21 protein-coding genes are annotated in these 20,266 nt (G+C 69.5%); 14 read left to right on the forward strand and 7 right to left on the reverse strand.

Annotation, left to right across the window (positions count from 1 at the left end):
- Positions 1 to 16 precede the first annotated feature (16 nt).
- The 5 genes from L8M95_RS11680 to L8M95_RS11700 all read left to right on the forward strand — a co-directional run bounded on the left by L8M95_RS11680 (position 17) and on the right by L8M95_RS11700 (position 5,461).
- A complete protein-coding gene (locus tag L8M95_RS11680; protein WP_260486307.1) occupies positions 17 to 1,690 on the forward strand; it encodes a class I adenylate-forming enzyme family protein in 1,674 nt (557 codons plus the stop codon).
- A 91-nt stretch (positions 1,691 to 1,781) separates the two neighbouring features.
- Entirely contained in the window at positions 1,782 to 2,855 is a 1,074-nt protein-coding gene (locus tag L8M95_RS11685) for a phosphotransferase family protein (RefSeq protein ID WP_260486308.1), read from the forward strand.
- A 49-nt stretch (positions 2,856 to 2,904) separates the two neighbouring features.
- A complete protein-coding gene (locus tag L8M95_RS11690) occupies positions 2,905 to 4,155 on the forward strand; it encodes an acyl-CoA dehydrogenase family protein (protein ID WP_260486309.1) in 1,251 nt (416 codons plus the stop codon).
- Positions 4,156 to 4,337: 182 nt separating this feature from the next.
- Positions 4,338 to 4,610, forward strand: coding sequence for a hypothetical protein (locus L8M95_RS11695; protein WP_260486310.1), 273 nt, complete (start codon positions 4,338 to 4,340; stop codon positions 4,608 to 4,610).
- A complete protein-coding gene (locus L8M95_RS11700; protein ID WP_260486311.1) occupies positions 4,607 to 5,461 on the forward strand; it encodes an alpha/beta fold hydrolase in 855 nt (284 codons plus the stop codon). Before L8M95_RS11695 ends, L8M95_RS11700 begins: the two co-directional genes overlap by 4 nt.
- A gap of 362 nt (positions 5,462 to 5,823) precedes the next feature.
- On the opposite strand, the gene L8M95_RS11705 is transcribed toward L8M95_RS11700, so the two are convergent.
- Positions 5,824 to 6,552, reverse strand: coding sequence for a Dabb family protein (locus tag L8M95_RS11705; RefSeq protein ID WP_260486312.1), 729 nt, complete (start codon positions 6,550 to 6,552; stop codon positions 5,824 to 5,826).
- Positions 6,545 to 6,892, reverse strand: coding sequence for a hypothetical protein (locus L8M95_RS11710; RefSeq protein WP_260486313.1), 348 nt, complete (start codon positions 6,890 to 6,892; stop codon positions 6,545 to 6,547). Before L8M95_RS11710 ends, L8M95_RS11705 begins: the two co-directional genes overlap by 8 nt.
- Before the next feature lie 543 nt (positions 6,893 to 7,435).
- Between L8M95_RS11710 and L8M95_RS11715 the strand changes: the two genes are divergently transcribed.
- Together L8M95_RS11715 and L8M95_RS11720 are read left to right on the forward strand one after the other, a co-directional pair.
- Complete coding sequence (locus L8M95_RS11715; RefSeq protein ID WP_260486314.1) at positions 7,436 to 8,098, forward strand: TenA family protein; 663 nt, start codon at positions 7,436 to 7,438, stop codon at positions 8,096 to 8,098.
- 94 nt (positions 8,099 to 8,192) lie between these two features.
- On the forward strand, positions 8,193 to 8,348 hold the full coding sequence (locus L8M95_RS11720) for a DUF6131 family protein (RefSeq protein WP_260486315.1): 156 nt from the start codon (positions 8,193 to 8,195) through the stop codon (positions 8,346 to 8,348).
- A 105-nt stretch (positions 8,349 to 8,453) separates the two neighbouring features.
- On the opposite strand, the gene L8M95_RS11725 is transcribed toward L8M95_RS11720, so the two are convergent.
- Both L8M95_RS11725 and glp read right to left on the reverse strand, forming a co-directional pair.
- Positions 8,454 to 8,942, reverse strand: a complete 489-nt coding sequence (locus L8M95_RS11725; protein WP_260486316.1) for a BLUF domain-containing protein — start codon at positions 8,940 to 8,942, stop codon at positions 8,454 to 8,456.
- Between the two features lie 115 nt (positions 8,943 to 9,057).
- Positions 9,058 to 10,296: a gephyrin-like molybdotransferase Glp gene (gene glp / locus L8M95_RS11730; RefSeq protein WP_260486317.1), complete on the reverse strand. Its 1,239-nt coding sequence runs from the start codon at positions 10,294 to 10,296 to the stop codon at positions 9,058 to 9,060.
- A gap of 76 nt (positions 10,297 to 10,372) precedes the next feature.
- Here glp and L8M95_RS11735 point away from each other — a divergent pair, with 76 nt between their 5' ends.
- From L8M95_RS11735 to L8M95_RS11760, 6 genes are all read left to right on the forward strand, one after another.
- The gene (locus tag L8M95_RS11735) at positions 10,373 to 11,836 is read left to right on the forward strand and encodes a uracil-xanthine permease family protein (RefSeq protein ID WP_260486318.1); all 1,464 of its coding nucleotides are present in this window, start codon (positions 10,373 to 10,375) and stop codon (positions 11,834 to 11,836) included.
- Positions 11,837 to 11,907: 71 nt separating this feature from the next.
- Positions 11,908 to 12,963, forward strand: coding sequence for a GTP 3',8-cyclase MoaA (gene moaA, locus L8M95_RS11740; RefSeq protein WP_069389177.1), 1,056 nt, complete (start codon positions 11,908 to 11,910; stop codon positions 12,961 to 12,963).
- Positions 12,964 to 12,994: 31 nt separating this feature from the next.
- Positions 12,995 to 13,258, forward strand: coding sequence for a hypothetical protein (locus L8M95_RS11745; RefSeq protein WP_260486319.1), 264 nt, complete (start codon positions 12,995 to 12,997; stop codon positions 13,256 to 13,258).
- A 3-nt stretch (positions 13,259 to 13,261) separates the two neighbouring features.
- A complete protein-coding gene (locus tag L8M95_RS11750; RefSeq protein ID WP_260486320.1) occupies positions 13,262 to 14,068 on the forward strand; it encodes a substrate-binding domain-containing protein in 807 nt (268 codons plus the stop codon).
- A 42-nt stretch (positions 14,069 to 14,110) separates the two neighbouring features.
- Positions 14,111 to 16,765 carry a multicopper oxidase domain-containing protein gene (locus L8M95_RS11755; protein ID WP_260486321.1) on the forward strand — a complete coding sequence of 885 codons (2,655 nt, stop codon included), beginning with the start codon at positions 14,111 to 14,113 and terminating at the stop codon, positions 16,763 to 16,765.
- 116 nt (positions 16,766 to 16,881) lie between these two features.
- The gene (locus L8M95_RS11760) at positions 16,882 to 17,787 is read left to right on the forward strand and encodes a VOC family protein (protein ID WP_260486322.1); all 906 of its coding nucleotides are present in this window, start codon (positions 16,882 to 16,884) and stop codon (positions 17,785 to 17,787) included.
- Between the two features lie 16 nt (positions 17,788 to 17,803).
- Here the strand turns inward: L8M95_RS11760 and bluB are convergent, their stop codons facing one another.
- Positions 17,804 to 18,442: a 5,6-dimethylbenzimidazole synthase gene (gene bluB, locus L8M95_RS11765; protein ID WP_260486323.1), complete on the reverse strand. Its 639-nt coding sequence runs from the start codon at positions 18,440 to 18,442 to the stop codon at positions 17,804 to 17,806.
- Positions 18,443 to 18,535: 93 nt separating this feature from the next.
- Between bluB and L8M95_RS11770 the strand changes: the two genes are divergently transcribed.
- Entirely contained in the window at positions 18,536 to 18,673 is a 138-nt protein-coding gene (locus L8M95_RS11770) for a hypothetical protein (protein ID WP_260486324.1), read from the forward strand.
- A 30-nt stretch (positions 18,674 to 18,703) separates the two neighbouring features.
- Here the strand turns inward: L8M95_RS11770 and L8M95_RS11775 are convergent, their stop codons facing one another.
- Both L8M95_RS11775 and L8M95_RS11780 read right to left on the reverse strand, forming a co-directional pair.
- A complete protein-coding gene (locus L8M95_RS11775; RefSeq protein ID WP_260486325.1) occupies positions 18,704 to 19,216 on the reverse strand; it encodes a hemerythrin domain-containing protein in 513 nt (170 codons plus the stop codon).
- 12 nt (positions 19,217 to 19,228) lie between these two features.
- Positions 19,229 to 20,266, reverse strand: a complete 1,038-nt coding sequence (locus L8M95_RS11780) for a tellurite resistance/C4-dicarboxylate transporter family protein (protein ID WP_260486326.1) — start codon at positions 20,264 to 20,266, stop codon at positions 19,229 to 19,231.

A 20,266-nucleotide genomic window follows, 5' to 3' on the forward strand; every position in this document is an offset into this window, starting at 1 on the left:
GAGAATGGACGGTGGAATGGAATACGCGCCACGACATGTCGACGTCGCGGAGACCCCGTGGGAGTGCTTCTATCCGTCGTCCGTCACATCAGACCTGGTGGTCGATCACCCCAGCGTGCTCGCCGCGTGGGAACGGCAGGTGCGCTCCCGGCCGGAGGCGGCCTCGGTGCACTACTTCGACCACACCCTGTCGGTCGGTGACATCGATGCGATGGCCGGCGCGCTCGCCACCACGCTCACCGAGAACGGCATCGGGCACGGCGAGAGGATCGCCGTCTACCTGCAGAACGACCCTCAGTGGCTGATCACACTGCTTGCGGCCTGGAAGCTCGGCGCGATCCCCGTCGCGGTCAATCCGATGCTCCGTGCCGCCGAACTCAAGCAGATACTCGAGGATTCCGGCGCTACCGCCATCGTCTGTCTGGACGGCCTTCACGGGATCGTCGAGGAGGTCCGGGGTGAGTCGGGGCTCCGCGTGGTCATCACCACTCATCCGTTGGACGCGACGCCGGGCGCCCGGATCCCCCGGGCGTTCGAGCGGCTGATGGACCCGCCCAGAGATTGTCCGGATTCGATTCGGTGGTCGCGAGCGGTCGAGGCGGAGCCGTTCATACGGGCGGAAGGCGCCCAGCAGGACGTGGCATGTCTCACCTACACGTCCGGGACGACGGGACGGTCCAAGGGCGCGATCAACACCCACTCGGCGGTTCTGCACAACGCCACCGTCTACAGCCGCTGGTGGGATCTCACACCGACGGCCGACGTCGCGCTCGTCCTGGCGCCCCTGTTCCACATCACCGGTCTCGTCGCAGGTCTGGGGGTCCACATCGTCAGTGGCGCCCCGATCGTCCTGATGCACCGTTTCGACGCGGAAGAGACCCTTCGAGCGATCGACCGCCACCGCGCGACGTTCATGACCGGGGCCAGCACCGCGTTCATCGCCCTGAGTACGCATCCCGCGCTCGATGAGGTCGACGTGTCCTCGCTCGTCAAGACTCCGTCCGGAGGGGCGGCGGTGGCCCAATCGCTCGTCGACCGGGTTCAGGCCGCCACCGGGTGGGTCCTACGCGGGGCCTACGGCATGACCGAGACCGCCTCCCCCACCCACCTCGGACCCCCGGACATCGATCCGCCCGTCGATCCGGATTCCGGAGCCCTCTCGGTCGGGGTCCCCGTTCCCGGCGCCCGCATCCGCATCGTCGATCCGTCCACCGGCGCCCCACTGCCCCCCGGAGAGGTCGGGGAGATCGTGGTCGCCGGCCCCATGGTGATCCCCGGCTACTGGGGGCTCCCCCGGGAAACGGCACAGTCCATTCGTGACGGGTGGCTCCACACGGGCGATATCGGAAAGCTCACCGCTGATGGTTGGTTGTTCATGATCGACAGGATCAAGGACCTGATCAACACGGGTGGTTACAAGGTTGTGCCCCGGGATGTGGAAGACGTCCTGTACGCACATCCGGAGGTGCGGGAGGCCTGTGTCGTCGGCGTGCCCGACGCCTATCGGGGTGAGGCGGTGCGTGCCTACGTGTCGCTCATGCCGGGGTCCGCGGTGACGCCCGATGCGCTCCGGGACTTCTGCCGAGAGCGCATGGCCGCGTACAGGTGCCCACGATCGGTGGTCGTGCTCGACGAACTACCGAAGAACGCCAACGGGAAGCTGTTGCGACGGGAACTGCGCGCACGCTGACAAACGACATTCCCCGCCCTGTCATCAGTGATCCGCTCGCCGGTGATCGGTGTGGCATGGCGGCCCACATCACTTCGAGAGAGAAGGCACTATGGCCGACACGCCCGCCACCGGAAGCGCGCCCGACGCTGCTGCACTACGACAGTGGCTCGCAAGCCACCTGGGATCGACGGTCGGAGATGAGCTCGTGGTGCAGCCGATCTCAGGCGGCCGCTCGAACCCGACCTATTCCGTCGCAGACGGCGAGAACAGTTGGGTACTGCGGAGGCCGCCGTTCGGCCATGTCCTCCCCACCGCCCACGACATGGGTCGTGAGTACAGGGTCCTGACAGCGCTCCGCGACACCGCCGTCCCCGTCCCCCGCACCGTCGGCCTGTGCAAGGACCCTTCGGTGATCGGTGCCGAGTTCTACGTCATGGAGAAGCTGGACGGCACCACGCTCCGCACGCCCCGGGAGACCGCTCAGCTGTCCCGGGACGAGCGCGCGGCGTTGTCGGATTCCATGGTGGACCTGCTCGTGGAACTGCACAGCATCGATCCCGCCGACGTCGGCCTGGCTGACTGGGGCCGTCCGGACGGGTACCTGGAGAGGCAACTGGGCCGCTGGAAGAGACAATGGGAGCACTCGGTGACGTCGCCTCGTCCCGAGGTGGACGAGCTCTACTCGGTGCTGGCCTCGACGATCCCGTCGAGTCACCTTCCGGGCATCGTGCACGGTGACTTCAAGATCGACAATCTCATGGTGGATCGCAAGGACCCGACGCGGATCATCGGGCTGCTCGACTGGGAGATGTCCACGGTGGGGGACACACTCACCGATGTCGGGATCCTGTGCTCCTTCTGGGACCACGCAGGTGAGTTCCACAATCCCATCACCGCCGGGGCGACCGCGCTCGAAGGATTCCCCCGGAGAGAGGCGCTGACCCGACGTTACGGTGCCCTCCGCGGGATCGACGTCCACTCCCTCGAGTGGTACCTGGTGTTCGCCGATTTCAAGATCGCGGTGATCCTCGAGGGCATCCATGCGCGCTACCTGCACGGCGACACCGACGCCGGTGATGACTTCGCACAAGTCGGGGCAATGGTCGGCCCGCTGTTGGACCGCGCTCTGAACCGTGCCTCCGAGTCGGGGATGCGCACCGGATCCGGCTCCCTCAGCTCGTGAGAATCGGCCCCTTCCCCACTCCACCCGACCCAGAAAGCCCAGATAAACCATGACGACCATGCGTACCGTCGCGCTGGATTCCCCGCCCGATGTCGGCTCCCTGGACCTCCGACCCTCAGAGCGGGCGCTCCACCTCCGCGACACCCTTGTCGACTTCATGCGCACCCATGTCTTTCCCGCGGAGGAACAGTACGAGGCATACCGGAACCGGGTCGGGCCACATGATCACGCCCTGCCACCGGTCGTCGAGACACTGAAGAGTGAGGCGCGCCGCCGTGGATTGTGGAACCTCTTCCTGCCCGCGGAGTCCGGGATCGGTCAGCTCGACTACGCGTACCTGGCCGAGGTGACAGGGTGGAGCCTCAACCTCGCGCCGGAGGCGACGAATGGTCAGGCCCCTGACACCGGGAACATGGAACTCCTGCATCTGTTCGGTACAGACGCCCAGAAGCGGCGCTGGCTCGATCCGCTCCTCGACGGTTCGATCCGCTCGGCGTTCTCGATGACGGAAGTGGACGTGGCGAGTTCCGACGCGACGAACATCGAGACGAGGATCGAGCGCGACGGCGATCATTACGTGATCAACGGTCGCAAATGGTGGACCAGTGGAGCGGCCGATCCGCGGTGCCAACTCATGATCGTGATGGGGAAAACCGATCCGGGAGCCGAGACTCATCGGCAACAGTCGATGGTTCTCGTGCCGAGGGATACGGCCGGCGTGAGGATCGTCCGGGATCTGCCGGTGTTCGGTCACCACGACCAACACGGTCACGTCGAGATCGTCTACGAGGACGTGCGGGTGCCCGTCGAGTACCTGCTGGGCGAGGAGGGTGGCGGGTTCGCCATGGCGCAAGCCCGCCTCGGTCCGGGACGAATCCACCACTGCATGCGAGCGATCGGCGCGGCAGAGCGCGCCATGGAGTTGATGGTCACCCGAGCCCAGAGCCGGGTGGCGTTCGGCAAGGCGCTCGCGGAACAGGGGGTGGTCCAGGAACAGATCGCGGAGTCGCGCATCGCGATCGACCAGGCCCGATTACTGTGCCACCTCGCTGCCAGGACCATCGATCAGCACGGGAACAAGGCCGCCGCGCAGTACGTCTCGGCCGCGAAGGTCGCCGTTCCGCGAGTGACACTGCAGGTGATCGACCGTGCGATCCAGGTGTTCGGCGGGGCCGGGGTGTCCGACGACGTGCCCCTCGCGGCCATGTACGGCTGGCATCGCGCGATGCGGATCTTCGACGGCCCGGACGAGGTTCATGTCCGGTCCCTCGCCAGAGCCGAGCTGCGCAAGTACAGGTGACGTACCCGCCCCGAACCGGCACGGAATAGCCGTCTCGGTGGGCGGGACGGTGAACCTCCGACCCACTCGCCCGGTGCGACGCTGTCACTGCGTGAGGTGGGGAGGTTCCGGACCCGGGTCTGGTTTCCTCTCAGAATCGCCCCGCAGCACCTACTTTCTGACTCTGGGGAGCGCCCTTGACTATGCAGAAGCACAGTTGTGACACCTGCTCACGCGATGTGTTGGTGGAGAAGTTCAGCCCGGTCCACACCTCGATTCAGTGGCGTGGTGGCGCCAGCGCGTGCCCGTTCATCGCGCAAGGTGGCACGAAGGCCGGTGACTCCTCGCGTCAGTGCACCGCTCTGCGCCGCAGTATCGACCGTGCGGTGAACGACGGCGCGATTGCGGTGACGCAGGTCGAACTGCCGACCGGTGACGACATTCCCCGGCTTACCCGAGAGACGGAGTGCTCATGAACCCGAACGAACCCGAGATGAGAGAACTGCGGACGGACCGCGGTGTCCTGCGATACCGCGAGGCAGGCGAGGGTCCTCCTCTGGTGCTGCTCCACGGCTCGGGCCCGGGGGTGACCGGGTGGCGGAACTTCTCCGGCAACCTCCCGGCCCTGGCACAACACTTCCGGACGTTCATTCTCGAACTGCCGGGATTCGGCGTGAGTGACGATTTTGGAGCCCTGCACCCGATCGTCTCCGCCCAGGCCGCACTCGTGGCGTTTCTGGACGGCCTGAACCTCGACCGGGTGCGGCTGCTGGGCAATTCGATGGGCGGGTTCGTGGCGATGGACTTCGCGGCGGCGTTTCCCGACCGCGTCGAGCGTCTGGTCACCGTCGGAGGTGCCGGCGCGTCGCTGCTGGCGCCGACTCCGGGCGAGGGGATCGTGCGTCTGTGTGAGTTCGTCGAGGACCCCACGCGGGAACGGCTGGTGGCGTGGCTCAACTCGATGGTCTTCGACAAGTCCTTGATCACGAATCAGATGATCGATGACCGGTGGGAACAGGCGACTGACCCGGCCACGCTCGCAAGCGCCCGGCAGATGTACGGTCTGGCGGCGCTGCAGGGCATCGAAGCTCGCTTCCGGGAGCCTGAGGCAGTGGCGGGCTTGTCGTCGCTGTGTCGCGTTCAGGCGCCGACTCTCGTCACATGGGGGCGCGACGACCGTGTGAGTCCGCTCGACATGGCGCTCCTGCCGCTGCGTCTGCTGCCGAAGGGTGAGCTCCATGTGTTCCCGGATTGCGGGCACTGGGTGATGATCGAGCAGAAGGCAGCGTTCGAATCCGCAGTGATTGCGTTCCTTCTGCGCGACTGACGGCCGTCGGCACCCGGGTGATCGTCCGCTTGTGATCGGGCGTGACGCCGGTGTCGGCGTTCTCGCCGTCGTGGCGGCTCGGTCAGCGCCACTCACCGCTGAGCACCTCTGATAGTCGGAGATCTGGTCGCTCGAGCGGGCACGGATTTCCTGCCCTGTCATCCATGCTCCGCGAGATGTCGCCACATGGTGCAGAACTTGCGTTGACCGTTCGATGGACGCGGCCGGAGACGCTACCGTCACTCGCCCTTAGACCAAAGACAGCGGCACATCCAGCAAGAGTGAGTACCGCCCGTAGCGGCGACAAGTTCTTCGAGAACACCATGGTTCCGCAGCGCCAGCGGTCGCCAATCAGGCGCAGGTTATGCCCCCGAACCGCGAGGCACCGTGTGACGGCCTCCGGTGAGGAGATCGGGGAGTGCCCGGTCGCCGGTCGGTGCGGCCACGCCGAGAACAGGCCGGTCGATTGCGCAGAATGTGTGAACCACGCGGTCGCGCACGATCCACAGGGGGTGCTCCGGATCGAACCACCGGTCGACGTGGGCCCAGTGGATCGGGTGGTTCATGTAGGAGTCCAGCAGGCCGTCGACATGGTCGTACTCCTGCTCCCAGGCGTGCGTCCAGTCGGTGGCTCCCACGGAGTCGGTGACGCGGGTGAGTTGCCAGGCGCGGATCTGTGGCACGTGTCGCGGCATCTGCAACGTCGCACGCTCGAATGCAGCGACCTGCTCGGCCGGGGTGTCGGGGTGAACCTTCGCCAGCATCGTCCGGTAGATGCCCGGCTGGTCGGGGCCGGCCCGGCGCCCCGCGGAGCCGTCGCCGGTCGACTCGAAGCTGGCACCGACGACATGGTGGATGTCCTCGTGGGTCAGAGCTTCGTCGAGGGTCGAGCGGTGGGCGTGCCAGTGGTCCGCCGAGCCGAACCGGAGGCGGACAAGGATGTCCCCACCATTGCGTGCTCCGGGGAGGGTGGGGGCGACGACGACATCGGCGTCGGTGAACCGGCCGGTAACCGATCTGAGATGCTCGAGAACGGGACCCGAGGCCCTGCTCGCGTCGACCAGGTGCACGGTGCGGATGACGTCATACATCACAGAGACCCTCCACATCGGCGACGTCTGCGGCCGAGGAACGACTTCGCCCGAGAACGTGCGGCGCCATCCTGGCCCACCACTCGGCTGACTCGGGGTCGTACCTACCGGCGATCGCCGCCTGCCACCACCCGGACGGGCCGTCGGCGGTCCAGATCGCGGTGACGGTGTTGGGCTCGCCGTCGATCCACACCGGCGGGCTCACCAGGAACCGGTCCAGAACGAGGCCCCGCGCCTCGGCGCGCGGTAGGTACTCGCTGCGGTACGCGTCGATGAACGCACGCGCGTGTCCCGGGCGAAGCACCACCCGGTCGACGATGGAGATGCTGGGTTCGGTCATGTTCACGACCGTAAGGCCGCAGTTCACACTCGGAACAACCGTTTCCCGGTATCCGGGATAGAACGCCGGGTTCACAAGCGGCAGACGGCTGTGCGGACTTGTCCTGCGCGCGCAAGGAACCGGGTGAGCGGGCCGCTCCGCCGGTGCCGGTACCCGCGCGTGAGCTTGTGCCTGTGGCACGTTGCGAATCCGGGGTTTACCGCGGTAGGGCGACTCGGGTCGCGAACGGTAGCGCAGGCCGACGCGACGTGCCAGCCCAGCCAGGTCCCGCAGATCTCGCGGACCGTCGGGGCGAGCTGGCGCTGCATCGACGGCGGCAGATCGGGGAACAGGTGGAATTCGATGTGGGTGTCCAGGCCTCAGACGGGACGGGCATCGCATACTTCGACACCGTGACCCCGGCGTGCCGTTGGTCGATCGAGGAGACGGGCGTGCAGCTTGAGGAAGCAGACCCGACGTGGTTGAAAGACACACCAGGACGGGACCGGGATACCGTCCGCACGGGCCGATCATCGCCCGTCTACTGCCGAGGGAGACAACGCAATGAGCCTGTTCGAAACCCTGAAGATCCGCTGCGCCGACGAGTGGGAGGCCTACACCCGTCACGAGTTCGTCACCGAACTCGGGCGGGGGACGCTGCCGCTGGCGGTGTTCCGTGACTACCTCGTGCAGGACTTCCACTTCCTGGTGCAGTTCGCCCGCGCCAACGCGCTGGCCGCCTACAAGAGCCGCACCCTGGCCGACATCACCGCCGCCCACCAGGCGACCGGCGCGATCCTCGCGGAGACCGAACTGCACCTGCGGCTCACCGAACGCTGGGGAATCCCGCGCGCCGAACTCGAGGCCGCCGCCGAGAAGCAGGCCACCGTCGCCTACACCCGGTACGTGCTGGATTCCGGCATGGCGGGGGACCTGCTCGACCTGCACGTGGCGCTGGCCCCGTGCACGATCGGCTATGCCGAGATCGGCGCACACCTGGCGCCCCGGCTCGCCGAGTACAGCGGCGAGCATCCCTACGGCGAGTGGATCTCCGAGTACTCGGGGGCGGAGTTCACCGCCGCTGCCGGCGCCGCGATCGAGCAGCTCGACGTGCTGTCCGAAGGCGGGCTCACCGACCGCCGCCTCGACGAGCTCACCGAGGTGTTCCGCACGGCCACCCGGTTGGAGATCGACTTCTGGCAGCAGGCGCTCGACAGCACGGGATGAGGCGCGGGCGTATCCGGGCGCGATCGGTCGCGGACTCTGTGGGACGTGGGTACGCTCAGTCGTTCCTGAAGAATTACGGTGAAAGGACGACTACATGATCATTCTTGGCGCAATTCTCTTGATCCTCGGATTCCTCTTGGACATCCCCATCCTCTGGACGGTCGGTCTCGTGCTCATCGCGATCGGCGTCATCCTCGTCATCCTCGGTGCGGCAGGCCGCGCGGTCGGTGGACGTAAACACTGGTTCTGACACGCCGGGTCACATCTGACCCGGGGTGAGCACGAGCGTCCGGCGCACAGTCCGCTAGTAGCGGGTGCGTCGGACGCTCGTCATTTGCACATCTGCTGAGCCGGGTCAGGAGGCGGCGGAGTGTTCCTTCGCCTTGAACCAGTTCGAGCAGTCCTCCGCCGACCGTCGCACCACGCCCTCATCCGCACCGGCGGCGAGGTCGTTGAAACTGTCGCGCACGCCGTGGAGGCCGACCGGCTCGTGGGCCCCGGGCGTCCCGAATCCCATCCGCCAATCGGGGAAGCTGCGGTCGACGGTCGTCTCGGTGAGGATCACTCGGAGGTGGTGGTGCCGCTCATCGGCGATGATGTCGTCCAGGAGGGCATCCACCTCGGTCGGTGGGCCCTCGAGGAACTGGATGAAGCAGTCGTCCCGGAAGAGCAGGATGCCGGTGATCCCCACGCGACGATTGCGGTGCCTGGCAGTGCGCAGGATCGACTCGAAGTCCTCGGGCACCATCTGCCTGGTCGGCGTACTCGTGTACACGAGGTACTTGAGAAGGCCCTCGTCCGGCACCGCGGTCTGCACCTCGGTCGACTCGGCGTCGGAACGCATCGGGACCCCCGTTCTCGCCTGCGGCGAAGTACGACGTGCGCAGGCTGGTCAACGCACCTTCCCCCGGACTGTACGGCGAATTCCCGCACCCGGGCCGGGCGGGGGCGGCGCCCCTCTACAACGGCAGGACGTCGATCTCGGCGCCGGACTCCAGTGAGGTGACGTCGGCGGGGATCTCGATCAACACGTCCGCCCGGGCCATCGAGGCCACGAGGTGCGAGCCGGGGCCCGAGACCGGATCGGCGGTGCCGTCCGCGGCCAGCGCCGCCCGCAGGTACTGCACCCTGCCGGCGGGAGAGGTGACGTCGCGGGACAGGCGGGCGCGGACGGGGCGGATCGGCGCGCGGCCGACGGCCTCGAGGATGACCGGCCGCAGGAGCACGACGAACGACACCATCGCGCTCACGGGGTTGCCCGGCAGGCACACCACGGGAGTGCCACGCCAGCTCGAGAGCCCCTGCGGGCCGCCGGGCTGCATGGCGATCGGGGCGAAACGGGCGCCCTCCCGGTCGGCGAGCACCTGGCGCACGACCTCGGCGTCGCCCATCGACACCGCGCCGACGGTCACCACGAGGTCGGCGTCCCCGGCGGCCGCGTCGAGAGTCGAGGTGAACGCCGCGCGGTCATCGCCGCTGATGAGCGTCGTGGTGACCTCGCAGCCGCAGGCCTTGAGCGCGGCGGCCAGGGTGATCGAGTTGGACTCCCAGATCTGGCCGGGCGCGAGCGGCCGCCCCGGCGCCACCAGCTCGGAACCGGTCGCCACCACCCCGACCCGCGGCCGCGGCCGCACGTCGAGTCCCGACTCCCCGAGCGAGGCCGCCGCCGCCAGGTGCCGCGCCTGTAGCCGCACCCCGGCGTCGATCACCACGTCGCCGGCCCGGACATCGTCCCCCGGGCGACGGATGAACTCGCCCCGCGACCGCGGCGCATGTACCAGGACGACAGTGGGGTCGGTCTCGCTCACGGTCGTGTCCTCGATGGGCACCACACAATCGGCACCCCGGGGGACGGGCGCTCCGGTCATGATCTTGCAGGCCTCGTCGTCGTCGACATCGGGTCCCGGCCCGTCACCGGCGTGCACCGCCCCGACCACCGTCAGCCGCGCCGGCGAGTCGGGTCCCGCCCCGGCCACGTCAGCGGAGCGCACCGCGTACCCGTCCATCTGCGAGTTGACGAACAGCGGCAGGTCGACCGACGCCCGCAACGCCGCCGAGAGCACCGAGTCCGCGCACGCCGCGAGCGGCAGGTGCGTACTGCGGGCGGCCCGCTCGAGGACCGGCTCCAGGTGCGAGCGCAGGAGCTCGCGGTACTCGGCGGGGGACGGGCGGCTCGGCCTGTCGGGCAGGGAGGTCATGTCACCACCGTAACCGCGTTGTACTGTGCCTACGGTCCGCGCGAGTGCGGCCGGACGCAGCGAGAGTGGGGAAGAAGTGGGTCTCTGGTCGGTACACGGCGACGGCAAGAACATCAGGCCCGGCGAGGTGGTCGCCCCCATGGAGCGGCTGAGCTGGCCGCGGACCATCGGGATCGGCGCCCAGCACGTGGTGTCGATGTTCGGCGCGACATTCGTCTTCCCCATCATCATGGGGCTCAACCCGCAGCTGGCGATCCTCTTCTCCGGCGTGTGCACCCTCCTGTTCCTCGCGGTGGTCAAGGGGCAGGTCCCCAGCTACCTCGGCACCTCGGTGGCATTCGTCGGCGCGGTCGCCGCGATCCGCGCGCAGGGCGGCACCAGCGCCGAGGTGACCGGCGCCATGCTCGTCGCCGGCGCGACGCTGCTGGTGGTGGGCCTGATCGTGCACGTCGTGGGCGGCCGCGTGGTCACCGCGATCCTGCCGCCGGTGGTGACCGGCGCCGTGGTGATGCTGCTCGGCTTCAACCTGGCGCCGGTGGTGGCGGAGACGTACTGGCCGCAGGACCAGTGGGTCGCACTGGCGGTGATGATCGTGCTGATCGGAATGACCGTGGGGCTCAAGGGCTTCGCCGGGCGGATCGCGATCTTCCTGTCCCTGGTCTTCGGCTACGTCCTGTCCTGGGTGCTCGACCTGGTCACCGGGCCCATCACCTCGTTCAACGCCACCGCCGGTGAGGTGACCGAGCACCTGCGGGTGGACTGGTCGGGCGTGTGGGACGCGCCGTGGATCGGGCTGCCGCCGATGACCGACGAGGCCGCCGGCGTGGTGGGTATCCACGCGCCCGACTTCTCGCTGGCGTTCGTGCTGCTCGTGGTGCCGGGCGTCATCGCGCTCATCGCCGAGAACGCCGGGCACGTCAAGGCGATCGGCGAGATCACCCGCACCGAGACCGACGGCCTGATGGGCCGGGCGCTGGCCGCGGACGGCGCGGGAACCGTGCTGGCGACCTCGTTCGGTGGATCGGCGACGACGACGTATGCCGAGAACATCGGTGTGATGGCCGCGACCAAGGTGTACTCGACGGCCGCCTACGTGGTGGCCGCGCTGACCGCGATCGTGCTGGGGTGTTCGCCGAAGCTGGGAGCCGTGATCTCCGCGACCCCGGGCGGCGTGCTCGGCGGCATCACGGTGGTGCTCTACGGCATGATCGGCCTGCTCGGTGCCAAGATCTGGAAGGAGAACCGGGTCGACTTCGGCAACCCGCTCAACCTCGTCCCGGTCGCCGCGGGCGTGGTGATCGCGATCGGGGACACCACCCTGGTCATCACCGACGACTTCCAGCTCGGTGGCATCGCCCTGGGCACCCTGGTGGTGGTCCTGGGCTACCACCTGGGACGGGCGATCGCGCCGCAGCTGCGCGGCCAGGCCGAGCGCGACGAGATCCACGAGCTCACGCTCCTGGGCCCGAACCCGGACGTCCCCGCCCCGGACGTCCCCGCCCCGCCAGGGGCGCGCCGCGGACGGGGACACAGCGGATAGGTGACCGGACGGGGGTCGCACGCCGCCGGACGGTGCCCCCTACACTCGGAGCCACGCGACCGCGGAGGGAGGTGGGCGCCGTGACGGAACCGGACACCCGCAGCCCCTCCACGCGCCCCGCCACCCCGCTGCTCGTCGACTCCTTCGGCCGCGTCGCCCGCGACCTCCGCGTCTCGCTGACCGAGAAGTGCTCGCTGCGCTGCACGTACTGCATGCCCGAGGAAGGACTGCCGCCCATCCCGGACGCCGCGCGGATGACTGCTGACGAGGTGATCCGGCTGGTCGCCCTGGCGCACCGCGAGCTGGGCGTGCACGAGGTCCGCTTCACCGGGGGAGAACCCCTCATGCGGGCCGACCTCGAGCACATCATCGCCGGCACGCGGGCCGAGTGCCCCGACCTGCCGATCGCGATGACCTCCAACGGCGTGGGGCTCGAACACCGGGTCGGCGCGCTGGTCGAGGCCGGTCTGGACCGGATCAACATCTCCCTGGACACCGTCAACCGCCTCGAGTTCGCCCAACTCACCCGCAGAGACCGGCTGCCGTCCGTCCTGCGGGGAGTGCGGGCCGCGGTCGAGGCCGGCCTGGACCCGGTGAAGGTCAACGCGGTGCCCCTGCGGGCGACCCTGCACGGAGCGCCCGACCTGCTGGAATGGGCCCTGGCGGAGGGGGTGCAACTACGGTTCATCGAGGAGATGCCGCTCGACGCCGACAACACGTGGTCGCGCGCGGAGATGGTGACCGCGCAGGACGTGCTGGACTCCCTCGGCACCCGCTTCGACCTCGTTCCCGCCGGGCGCGAGGACCCGTCCGCGCCGGCCGAGATGTGGCGGGTCGCCGGACGCGCCGTGGGAGATGCTCCCGCAACGGTCGGGGTGATCGCGACCGTCACCCGCAACTTCTGCGCCGCCTGCGACCGGACCCGCCTCACCGCCGAGGGGACCGTGCGGTCGTGTCTATTCAGCGACGACGAGACGGACGTCCTCGGGGTGCTGAGATCGGGCGCTCCGGACCACGAGGTCGCCGAGGTCTGGCGCGGCGCGATGTGGGGCAAGCAGGCAGGCCACGGCATCGGCGGCACCGCCTTCCACAGGCCGCGGCGGTCGATGGGCGCCATAGGTGGTTGACGTGTCAGTGCCGGAGGATAGGGTTGACGCTGTGAGCAGGACTCCGAGAGTGATCACCGTGGGGTACTACGCGGCTGCCGAGGACGCCGCGGGCACCGCCCGCGAGCGGCTGCACACACATGCCACGACCATCGGGGAGTTGGCGCGGGAGGTCTGTGAGCGGCACGGTGAGCCGCTGGCCAGCATCGTGACCGTGTCGTCGTTCCTCGTGGGTGAGGAGACGACCCGTGACCCGCACGCCTCCATCGACGGTGTCTCCGCGGTGGACGTTCTTCCGCCGTTCGCCGGAGGCTGATCGGTGAACCGGGGCCGGGGTTTCAGCGTGTTCACCCTCGCCCTGGCGTGCTCGGGACTCGTCGCCTGCGCCGAGCCGGATCCCGAGTCCCCCGTCATGACGATCGGGGTCGCGGCCGCACCATCCCTGTCCGGCGCGTTCACCGAGATGATCGATCTCTTCGAGGACGAGCATCCCGGGATCCGGGTGAGCCTGGAGCTGGGCCGCTCCGACACCATCGCGGAGGGGATGCCCGCACGCGACGACATCAACGTCTTCGCCTCGGCGGACGAGGTGTCCATGCAGTGGCTCGTCGACGAGGGGGTGGCGGTCGAACCCATGGTGTTCGCCCGCAACCACGTCGTGGTGGCGGTCCCCTCGGGCAATCCCCGCCAGGTCACGGGCCTGCGTGACCTGGAGCGGCCCGACCTGCGGGTGGGGCTGTGCCAGCTGGAGGTGCCGTGCGGGCGCGCAGCGGAGTCGCTGCTGGCCGCAGCAGGCGTGACGCCGCCGGTGGTCGAACGGGATGCGGGCTCACGATCCGTGGCCGCGCGTCTGGCGGACAACGAACTCGACGTGGGCATCGTCTACCGGACCGATGTCGCGGCGTCCCACGGGTGGGTGTCCCACGCCGAGATCGACCAGCGGGACAGGGAGTTGGCGCAGGCCGCCGGCACGACCCGCTACACCGTGGCCCGGATCCCCGCCGCCGAGAACGGATCTGATGCCGAGGCCGAGCGCGAGGCCGCGAGCGACTTCCTCGCGCTGGTGACCTCGGACCGCGGCCGCCGCGCCCTCGAGGGCGCGGGCCTGGCCCCGTTGCCGCAGTAGGAGTCCGCCCTCAGGACGGTGGCCGTCCCTAGACTCGGCGACATGGACACCGCGGCGCCCCGGACCCGACGGAAGGGCTCGTGGCACCGGCGGGCGACCCGACCGGTACAGCTGTGGATGATCGCCCTGGTCGTGGTGGGTGTGGTCCACCGGTGGGTGCCCGCGTCCACGTGGACGATCATCCACGTCTTCACCCTGGGCCTGCTCACCAACTCGATCCTCGTGTGGGGCCAGCACTTCACCGAGACCCTGCTGCACCGGCGTCCCCCGGAGGAGTCTCGCGCACTCCAGGTGCGCAGGATCATGGTGCTCAACGTCGGGATCGTGATCCTGATCGCGGGAATGCTCGGGTCCTGGCCGATTCCGATCGTGGCCGGTGCCACGGTCGTGGGCGGTGCGGTGGCCTGGTACGTCGTGGACCTGATCCGGCAGCTGCGCGCCGCCGAACCGACCCGGTTCCGGCCGGTCGTCCGGTACTACGCCGTGGCCGCGGCGTTCCTTCCGGCCGGGGCGGTGGCCGGAGCGGTCATGGGGGTCGGCGTCCCGGAGGAGTGGGCCGTGCGCCTGCACGCGTTCCACCTCGCGGTCAACGTCCTGGGCTTCGTCGGGATCACCGTGCTCACCACCCTGGTGACCTTCTGGGCGACGGTGCTGCGAACCCCCATGGCCGACAGCCAGGACGCCGCGGCGGTCCGGTCCCTGGGGGTGATGTCGGCCGCGGTGGTGGCGGCAGCGGCGGGTTCGCTCGCGGGCGTGACGCCGGTGACCGCCACGGCGCTGGGCCTGTATCTGCTCGCCGTGCTGTGGCACCTGGTCCACCTCGTCCGCACCGCGCGCACGGCACCGCCGCGGGAGTTCGCCTCGATGAGCATCGCGTGCGGCCTGGTGTGGCTGCCGGTGGCGTTGGCGTGGGCGACGTGGCTCGTCGCCACCGGCCGGATCGGGGACCTGGGGCAGGTGACGACGCCGTTGCTCGCCGGGGCGGCCGCCCAGATCCTCCTCGGAGCGATGAGTTTCCTCATGCCCACCGTGATGCGGGGTGGTCCGGCGGCGGTGCGGGCCGGGATGGTGGAGATGAACCGCCTGGTCGCCTTCCGCCTCGTCCTGGTCAACGCCGGCCTGATCGTCTTCCTCGTACCCGGTGGGACCAGTTGGACCCGGGTCGTCGGCTCCACACTGGCGTTCGCGGGGTTCGCGCTGTTCCTCCCGGTCATGATCCGCGCCGTCCGCGCGCAGCTGGCCGTCATCCGGAACGCGGCCGCGGCCCGCGAGGCCGGTGAGAAGACCGCCCGCGTCACCCCGGGCACGCCCCGGCCGGAGATCGCGCCCGGCCGTCGGCGGAATCTGGTCGGCGCGCTGTCCGCCGCGCTGGTGGTGGTCCTCGCCACGGGGGTCGCGCTCGCTGCCGATCCGTCCTCGCCACTCCGCCGCACCGATCAGGCCGCATCGGTCACGCCGACCGGGAACACGACGACCGTGGAGGTCACGGCGGTGGGGATGAGGTTCGAGCCGAGCACGGTGACGGTCCCCGCGGGCGACCGGTTGGTGATCGAACTGACGAACGACGACGACACGACGGTTCACGACCTGTACCTGACGAACGGGGCCGATTCCGGCAGGGTCGACCCGGGTGGCTCCGTCACGGTGGACGCCGGCGTGGTCGGCCGCTCACTCGACGGGTGGTGCACGATCGCCGGACACAAGGCGATGGGCATGACCTTCCGGGTCCTGGTCGAGGGCGGTGACCCCGCGGCCGCCCACGACGCCCATGGTGGGGCCGGCGGTGCCGCTGCCACCGCCCCGACCGAGGCGATCGATGTGTTGGCCCCGCCCTCCGGCGACGTCGTGACCCGGGACCCGGCCCTCGCGCCCGCCCCTGCCGGTCGCGAACACCGGATCGCCCTCACGGTCGAGGAGACCACCGATGAACTCGCACCCGGGGTGGTGCGGCCGGTGTGGACCTACAACGGCGGGCTCCCGGCCCCCACCCTCCGGGGCCGGGTGGGAGACACGTTCATCGTGACCTTCCGCAACGAGGGGACCATCGGACACTCGATCGATTTCCATGCCGGCGACGTCGGTCCAGACGAGGTGATGCGGACGATCCCGCCGGGCGAGGAGCTGGAGTACCGGTTCACCGTGAAGCGGGCCGGTGCCTGGCTCTACCACTGCGCGACCGCACCGATGAGCGGCCACGTCGCCGCGGGGATGTTCGGTGCCCTCATCGTGGACCCGCCGGGCCTGTCCGAGGTGGACCGCGAGTACGCCCTGGTCCAGTCCGAGTCGTACCTCGGCGCGGAGGACGAGCCGTTCGACTCCGGCAAGATCGCCGCGGGACAGCCCGACCTGGTGATGTTCAACGGGCACGCGACCCAATACCGGCGGGATCCGCTGACCGCCCGGGTCGGCGAGACCGTGCGCGTCTGGGTGGTGGTGGCCGGCCCGAGCGACGGGACGAGCTTCCACGTGGTGGGTTCCCAGTTCGACACCGTCTACAAGGAGGGCGCCTACCTGCTGCGGGACGGGCGGGACGCGTTGGGCGGCGGGAGCGGCGGGGCGCAGGCCCTCGACCTGGCTCCGTCGCAGGGCGGATTCGTGGAGATGACCTTCGCCGAGCCCGGGCGCTACACGTTCGTCGACCATTCCTTCGCCGACGCGGAGAAGGGCGCGACGGGCTTCCTCGACGTGGTGGGGTAGGTGACAGGACCCGGCCCCGCGGGGGTATTTGACGCATCACGGAATGGACGGAGCGTCCCGGCGGTTGATATAGATGACACATCACGCAACAAGTCGATCGCGATCGAGGAGATCCCATGCCCGTCTACGTCCAGAACCCCGATCCCCGCAGCCTCGTCGAACGCCCCGCCGACGACCTGCTCGCCGCCGACACCCGCATGGGCGCGGTCGAACTGCTGGTCCGCGACCTGGACGCGATGATCGCCTTCTATTCCGGCGGGGTGACCCTCGAGGTGCTCGAGCAGACCGGCGACACCGCCGTCCTCGGCCGGGCGGGTCGCCAGATCGTGCGGATGCGCCGCATGCCCGACCTGCCCCCGCGCAGGCAGGGGCAGGCCGGACTGTTCCACACCGCTGTCCTCTTCGACGACGAGCCGTCGCTGGCCGCCGCCGTCGCCTCGGTCGCCCGGCACGCGCCGAGATCCTTCACCGGCAGCTCGGACCACCTGTACAGCCAGGCCTTCTACTTCGACGACCCCGAGGGCAACGGCGTCGAGTTGTACGCCGACCGCCCGCGCGAGACCTGGGCCACCGGATCCCACGGGCTGCTCGAGGTCGCCACCAACCCACTGGACCCCAACGCCTTCCTGCGCACCCACCTCGCCCGGCCGATCGCCGGCCCGCCGCCCGCCACTCTCGGTCACGTGCACCTGCAGGTCGGCGACATCGGCGTGGCCCGTGATTTCTACGTCGACGCACTCGGCTTCGAGGTGATGAGTGACGTCGGCTCCGCGCTGTTCATCGCCGCCGGCGGCTACCACCACCACATCGCGGTCAACACGTGGGGCACGGCAGGCGCGGGCCCCCGTGCGGCGGCACTGGGGTTGGGCCGGGTGAACATCGACCTGCCGACCGCGGACGATGTCGACGCGCTCCGACAGCGACTGTCCGACCATCGGATCGAGACCCGCCACGACGGTGCGGTCCTGCGCGTCGACGACCCGTGGGGCACCCTCATCCAGGTCGGGGTCGAGCAGAGCTGAACCGGGCCGGGGACGGTCAGACCCAGTTCACCGACAGCGGGGAGCGCCGTGCCCACCCGACGGTCTGCAACAGCGGTTCCTCCAGCTCCAGCGACGGGTAGCCGAGGCACAGGTACGCGAGGGGGCGGGCGTCGTCCGGTAGCGGCACCGCATCGGAGAGATGGCCTGGCTCGACGAGGCTCACCCATCCCATACCCAGGCCCTCGGCCGTCACCGCCAGCCACAACAGGGTGATGGCGGAGACCACGCTGTACTCGGTGGCCGCCGGGACACTGGTGGTCCCCAGCGTCGGTCCCGGCGGCGGTACATGACTGACGACCAGCCCCACGGGCGCCTGGAGGATGCCCTCGAGGCGAAGGGAGTCGTAGAGGTCGCGACGCTCGCCCTCGAACCGCTCGGCCTCGGCAGCCCGGACCGCGCGGAAGCCCGCGTGGACGGCTTCCCGGGCGTCCCGGTCCTCGACCACCGTGACGTGCCACGGTTGACTCAGTCCGACACTCGGCGCGACGGCGAAGACCTCGAGGAGTCGCTCGATGGTCGCGCGGTCGATCGGTGTCGGGTGGAAGTGGCGATGATCGCGGCGGGTCGCCAGGATGCGCCAAAGGGCGTCGCCATCGGCCGCACGGTCGCCACCGGGGGCGGGGTCGATCTTCATGATCGGTCACGGTAGCCCAGGCCGCCCCGTCGCCCGGTCGCGGTAGGCGGTCGCCGACTCTAGACTGGCGCCCCCGAGACATGGAGGTGCACGGTGGCATTCCTACGCAACGCATTGAGGAGCGGCCTCGCGATCAAGGCCGTCCAGGTGGTCAAGCGCGAAGCCTCGAAGCCCGAGAACCAGCGCAAGGCCCGTGAGTTCGCGGAGAAGATGCGCAACCGCCGGCGCTGACGGCTCGTCCGCGCGGGCGCGCGACCGCGGTTAGTGCGTGTGTCCGTGCGGGTGGTCGTGGTCGTGGTCGTCGTGGTCGTGAGGGCGCGGCGCCGGTTCGCCGCGGGCGGCGGCGTCGTCGGCCTCGATCCGGTCCCACACGTCGCCGTCGATGATCGTCACCACGGAGGCCGGGAACAGGCTGTTCTCCTCGCGATCGATGTGGTCCCGCAGGCCCCTGGCGAACTCGCGGCCCAGGGAGAGGTCACCGTCGACGATCCGGTCGATCATGCCGTCGAGCGTCGTGTGTTCCCCGCACAACCGGTCGATGGTGTCGGCGTACGCCTCCTCCTCGAGTCGCAGTGCGGCGAAGAGCCCGTGCTCCTCGGCGCTGGTGTGCGGGTGGAGCATGTCCCGGGCGCGCAGCGCGAGAGCGGAGGCGGTGTCGGGGTCGCCGCGGTCGACGGCACGGACCATGTCCCCCGTGAGGTCGACCAGGGCGTCGTGCTCTGCCGAGAGTCGGCCGATGATGGTGTTCTCATGACAACCGCAGTACTGGCACATCTCGCTCTCCTGTCATACCGGGACCCGCGTGATACGCGGGAGTCTGGATCGGATCATGCCGACGAGCGCGACGAGCCAGGCCGCGACCGCGACCCACATCCACGTCTCGCCGATCCAGGCGACGATCGGCAGGTCGTCGGCGCGCCCGAGGTACATCCCCGCGACGGCGTACATGCCGAGCGGGAAGACGATCGACCACCAGGTGGGTTCGAAGCGGAACGGCACTCCTCTGACCCGGTGACGCCACACCCCCACCGCCACCAGGGCCGGGATGAGCCAGGTGGCGAAGCACCAGAACACCACGACCAGACCCGCGACGAGTCCCCGCACGGCGTCGACCATCGGGGCGCTGGCCATCTCCACGACCCGTGCGCCGGCGACGACGGTGATCGCCACCGCCCCCATCGAGACCCAGTACGGGGGATCGAGCTCCCGCGGATCCAGCGGATAGAGCATGAGCCGGAGCGAGACGAACACCGCACACGCCACGTAGAGGACGACGCCGACCGACCACGACGCCACGGCCCCGATCGCGAGCGCGTCGCGGGCCGACTCGAAATGGGGTTCCAGGGTCGCCGCGGCGGCAGCCACCGACTGGCTGGCGACGACCCAGATGAACCAGGTGCCGTTGGCCTCCGCGACCACGGGGCGCTCGTCGCGGGACAGGACCGCGACCCAGGGGACCGTGTAGCCGAGGACGATCCAGACGGCCGCCCCGACGCTCAGGAGCGCCACGGACGCCACGAGCAGGTGCCGCCCCGCGAGCGCCACGGCGAGGACGTTCGTCCCCGCGACGAACGTGAAGAAGAGGAACGCCTTGCGGGAGTCGTGGAGATCGGCGACGACCTCGGCGCGGTAGGCGATCAACCTCCACAGTGTGAGGAGCACGAGGATCACGTACTCGATCGCGGTGAGCACGATCAGGATCACGGCCACCGTCTCCCAGCCCCGCTGCCCGGCTCCGACCGCGACGATCCCCGTCGCCATGACCATGGCGAAATACCCCGGGGACAGTCGCGCGGGCGTCGGGAGGCTGCGTGACCGGGTCAT

Origin of the sequence: Dietzia sp. B32, assembly GCF_024732245.1 — a bacterium.
GTDB lineage: Bacteria > Actinomycetota > Actinomycetes > Mycobacteriales > Mycobacteriaceae > Dietzia.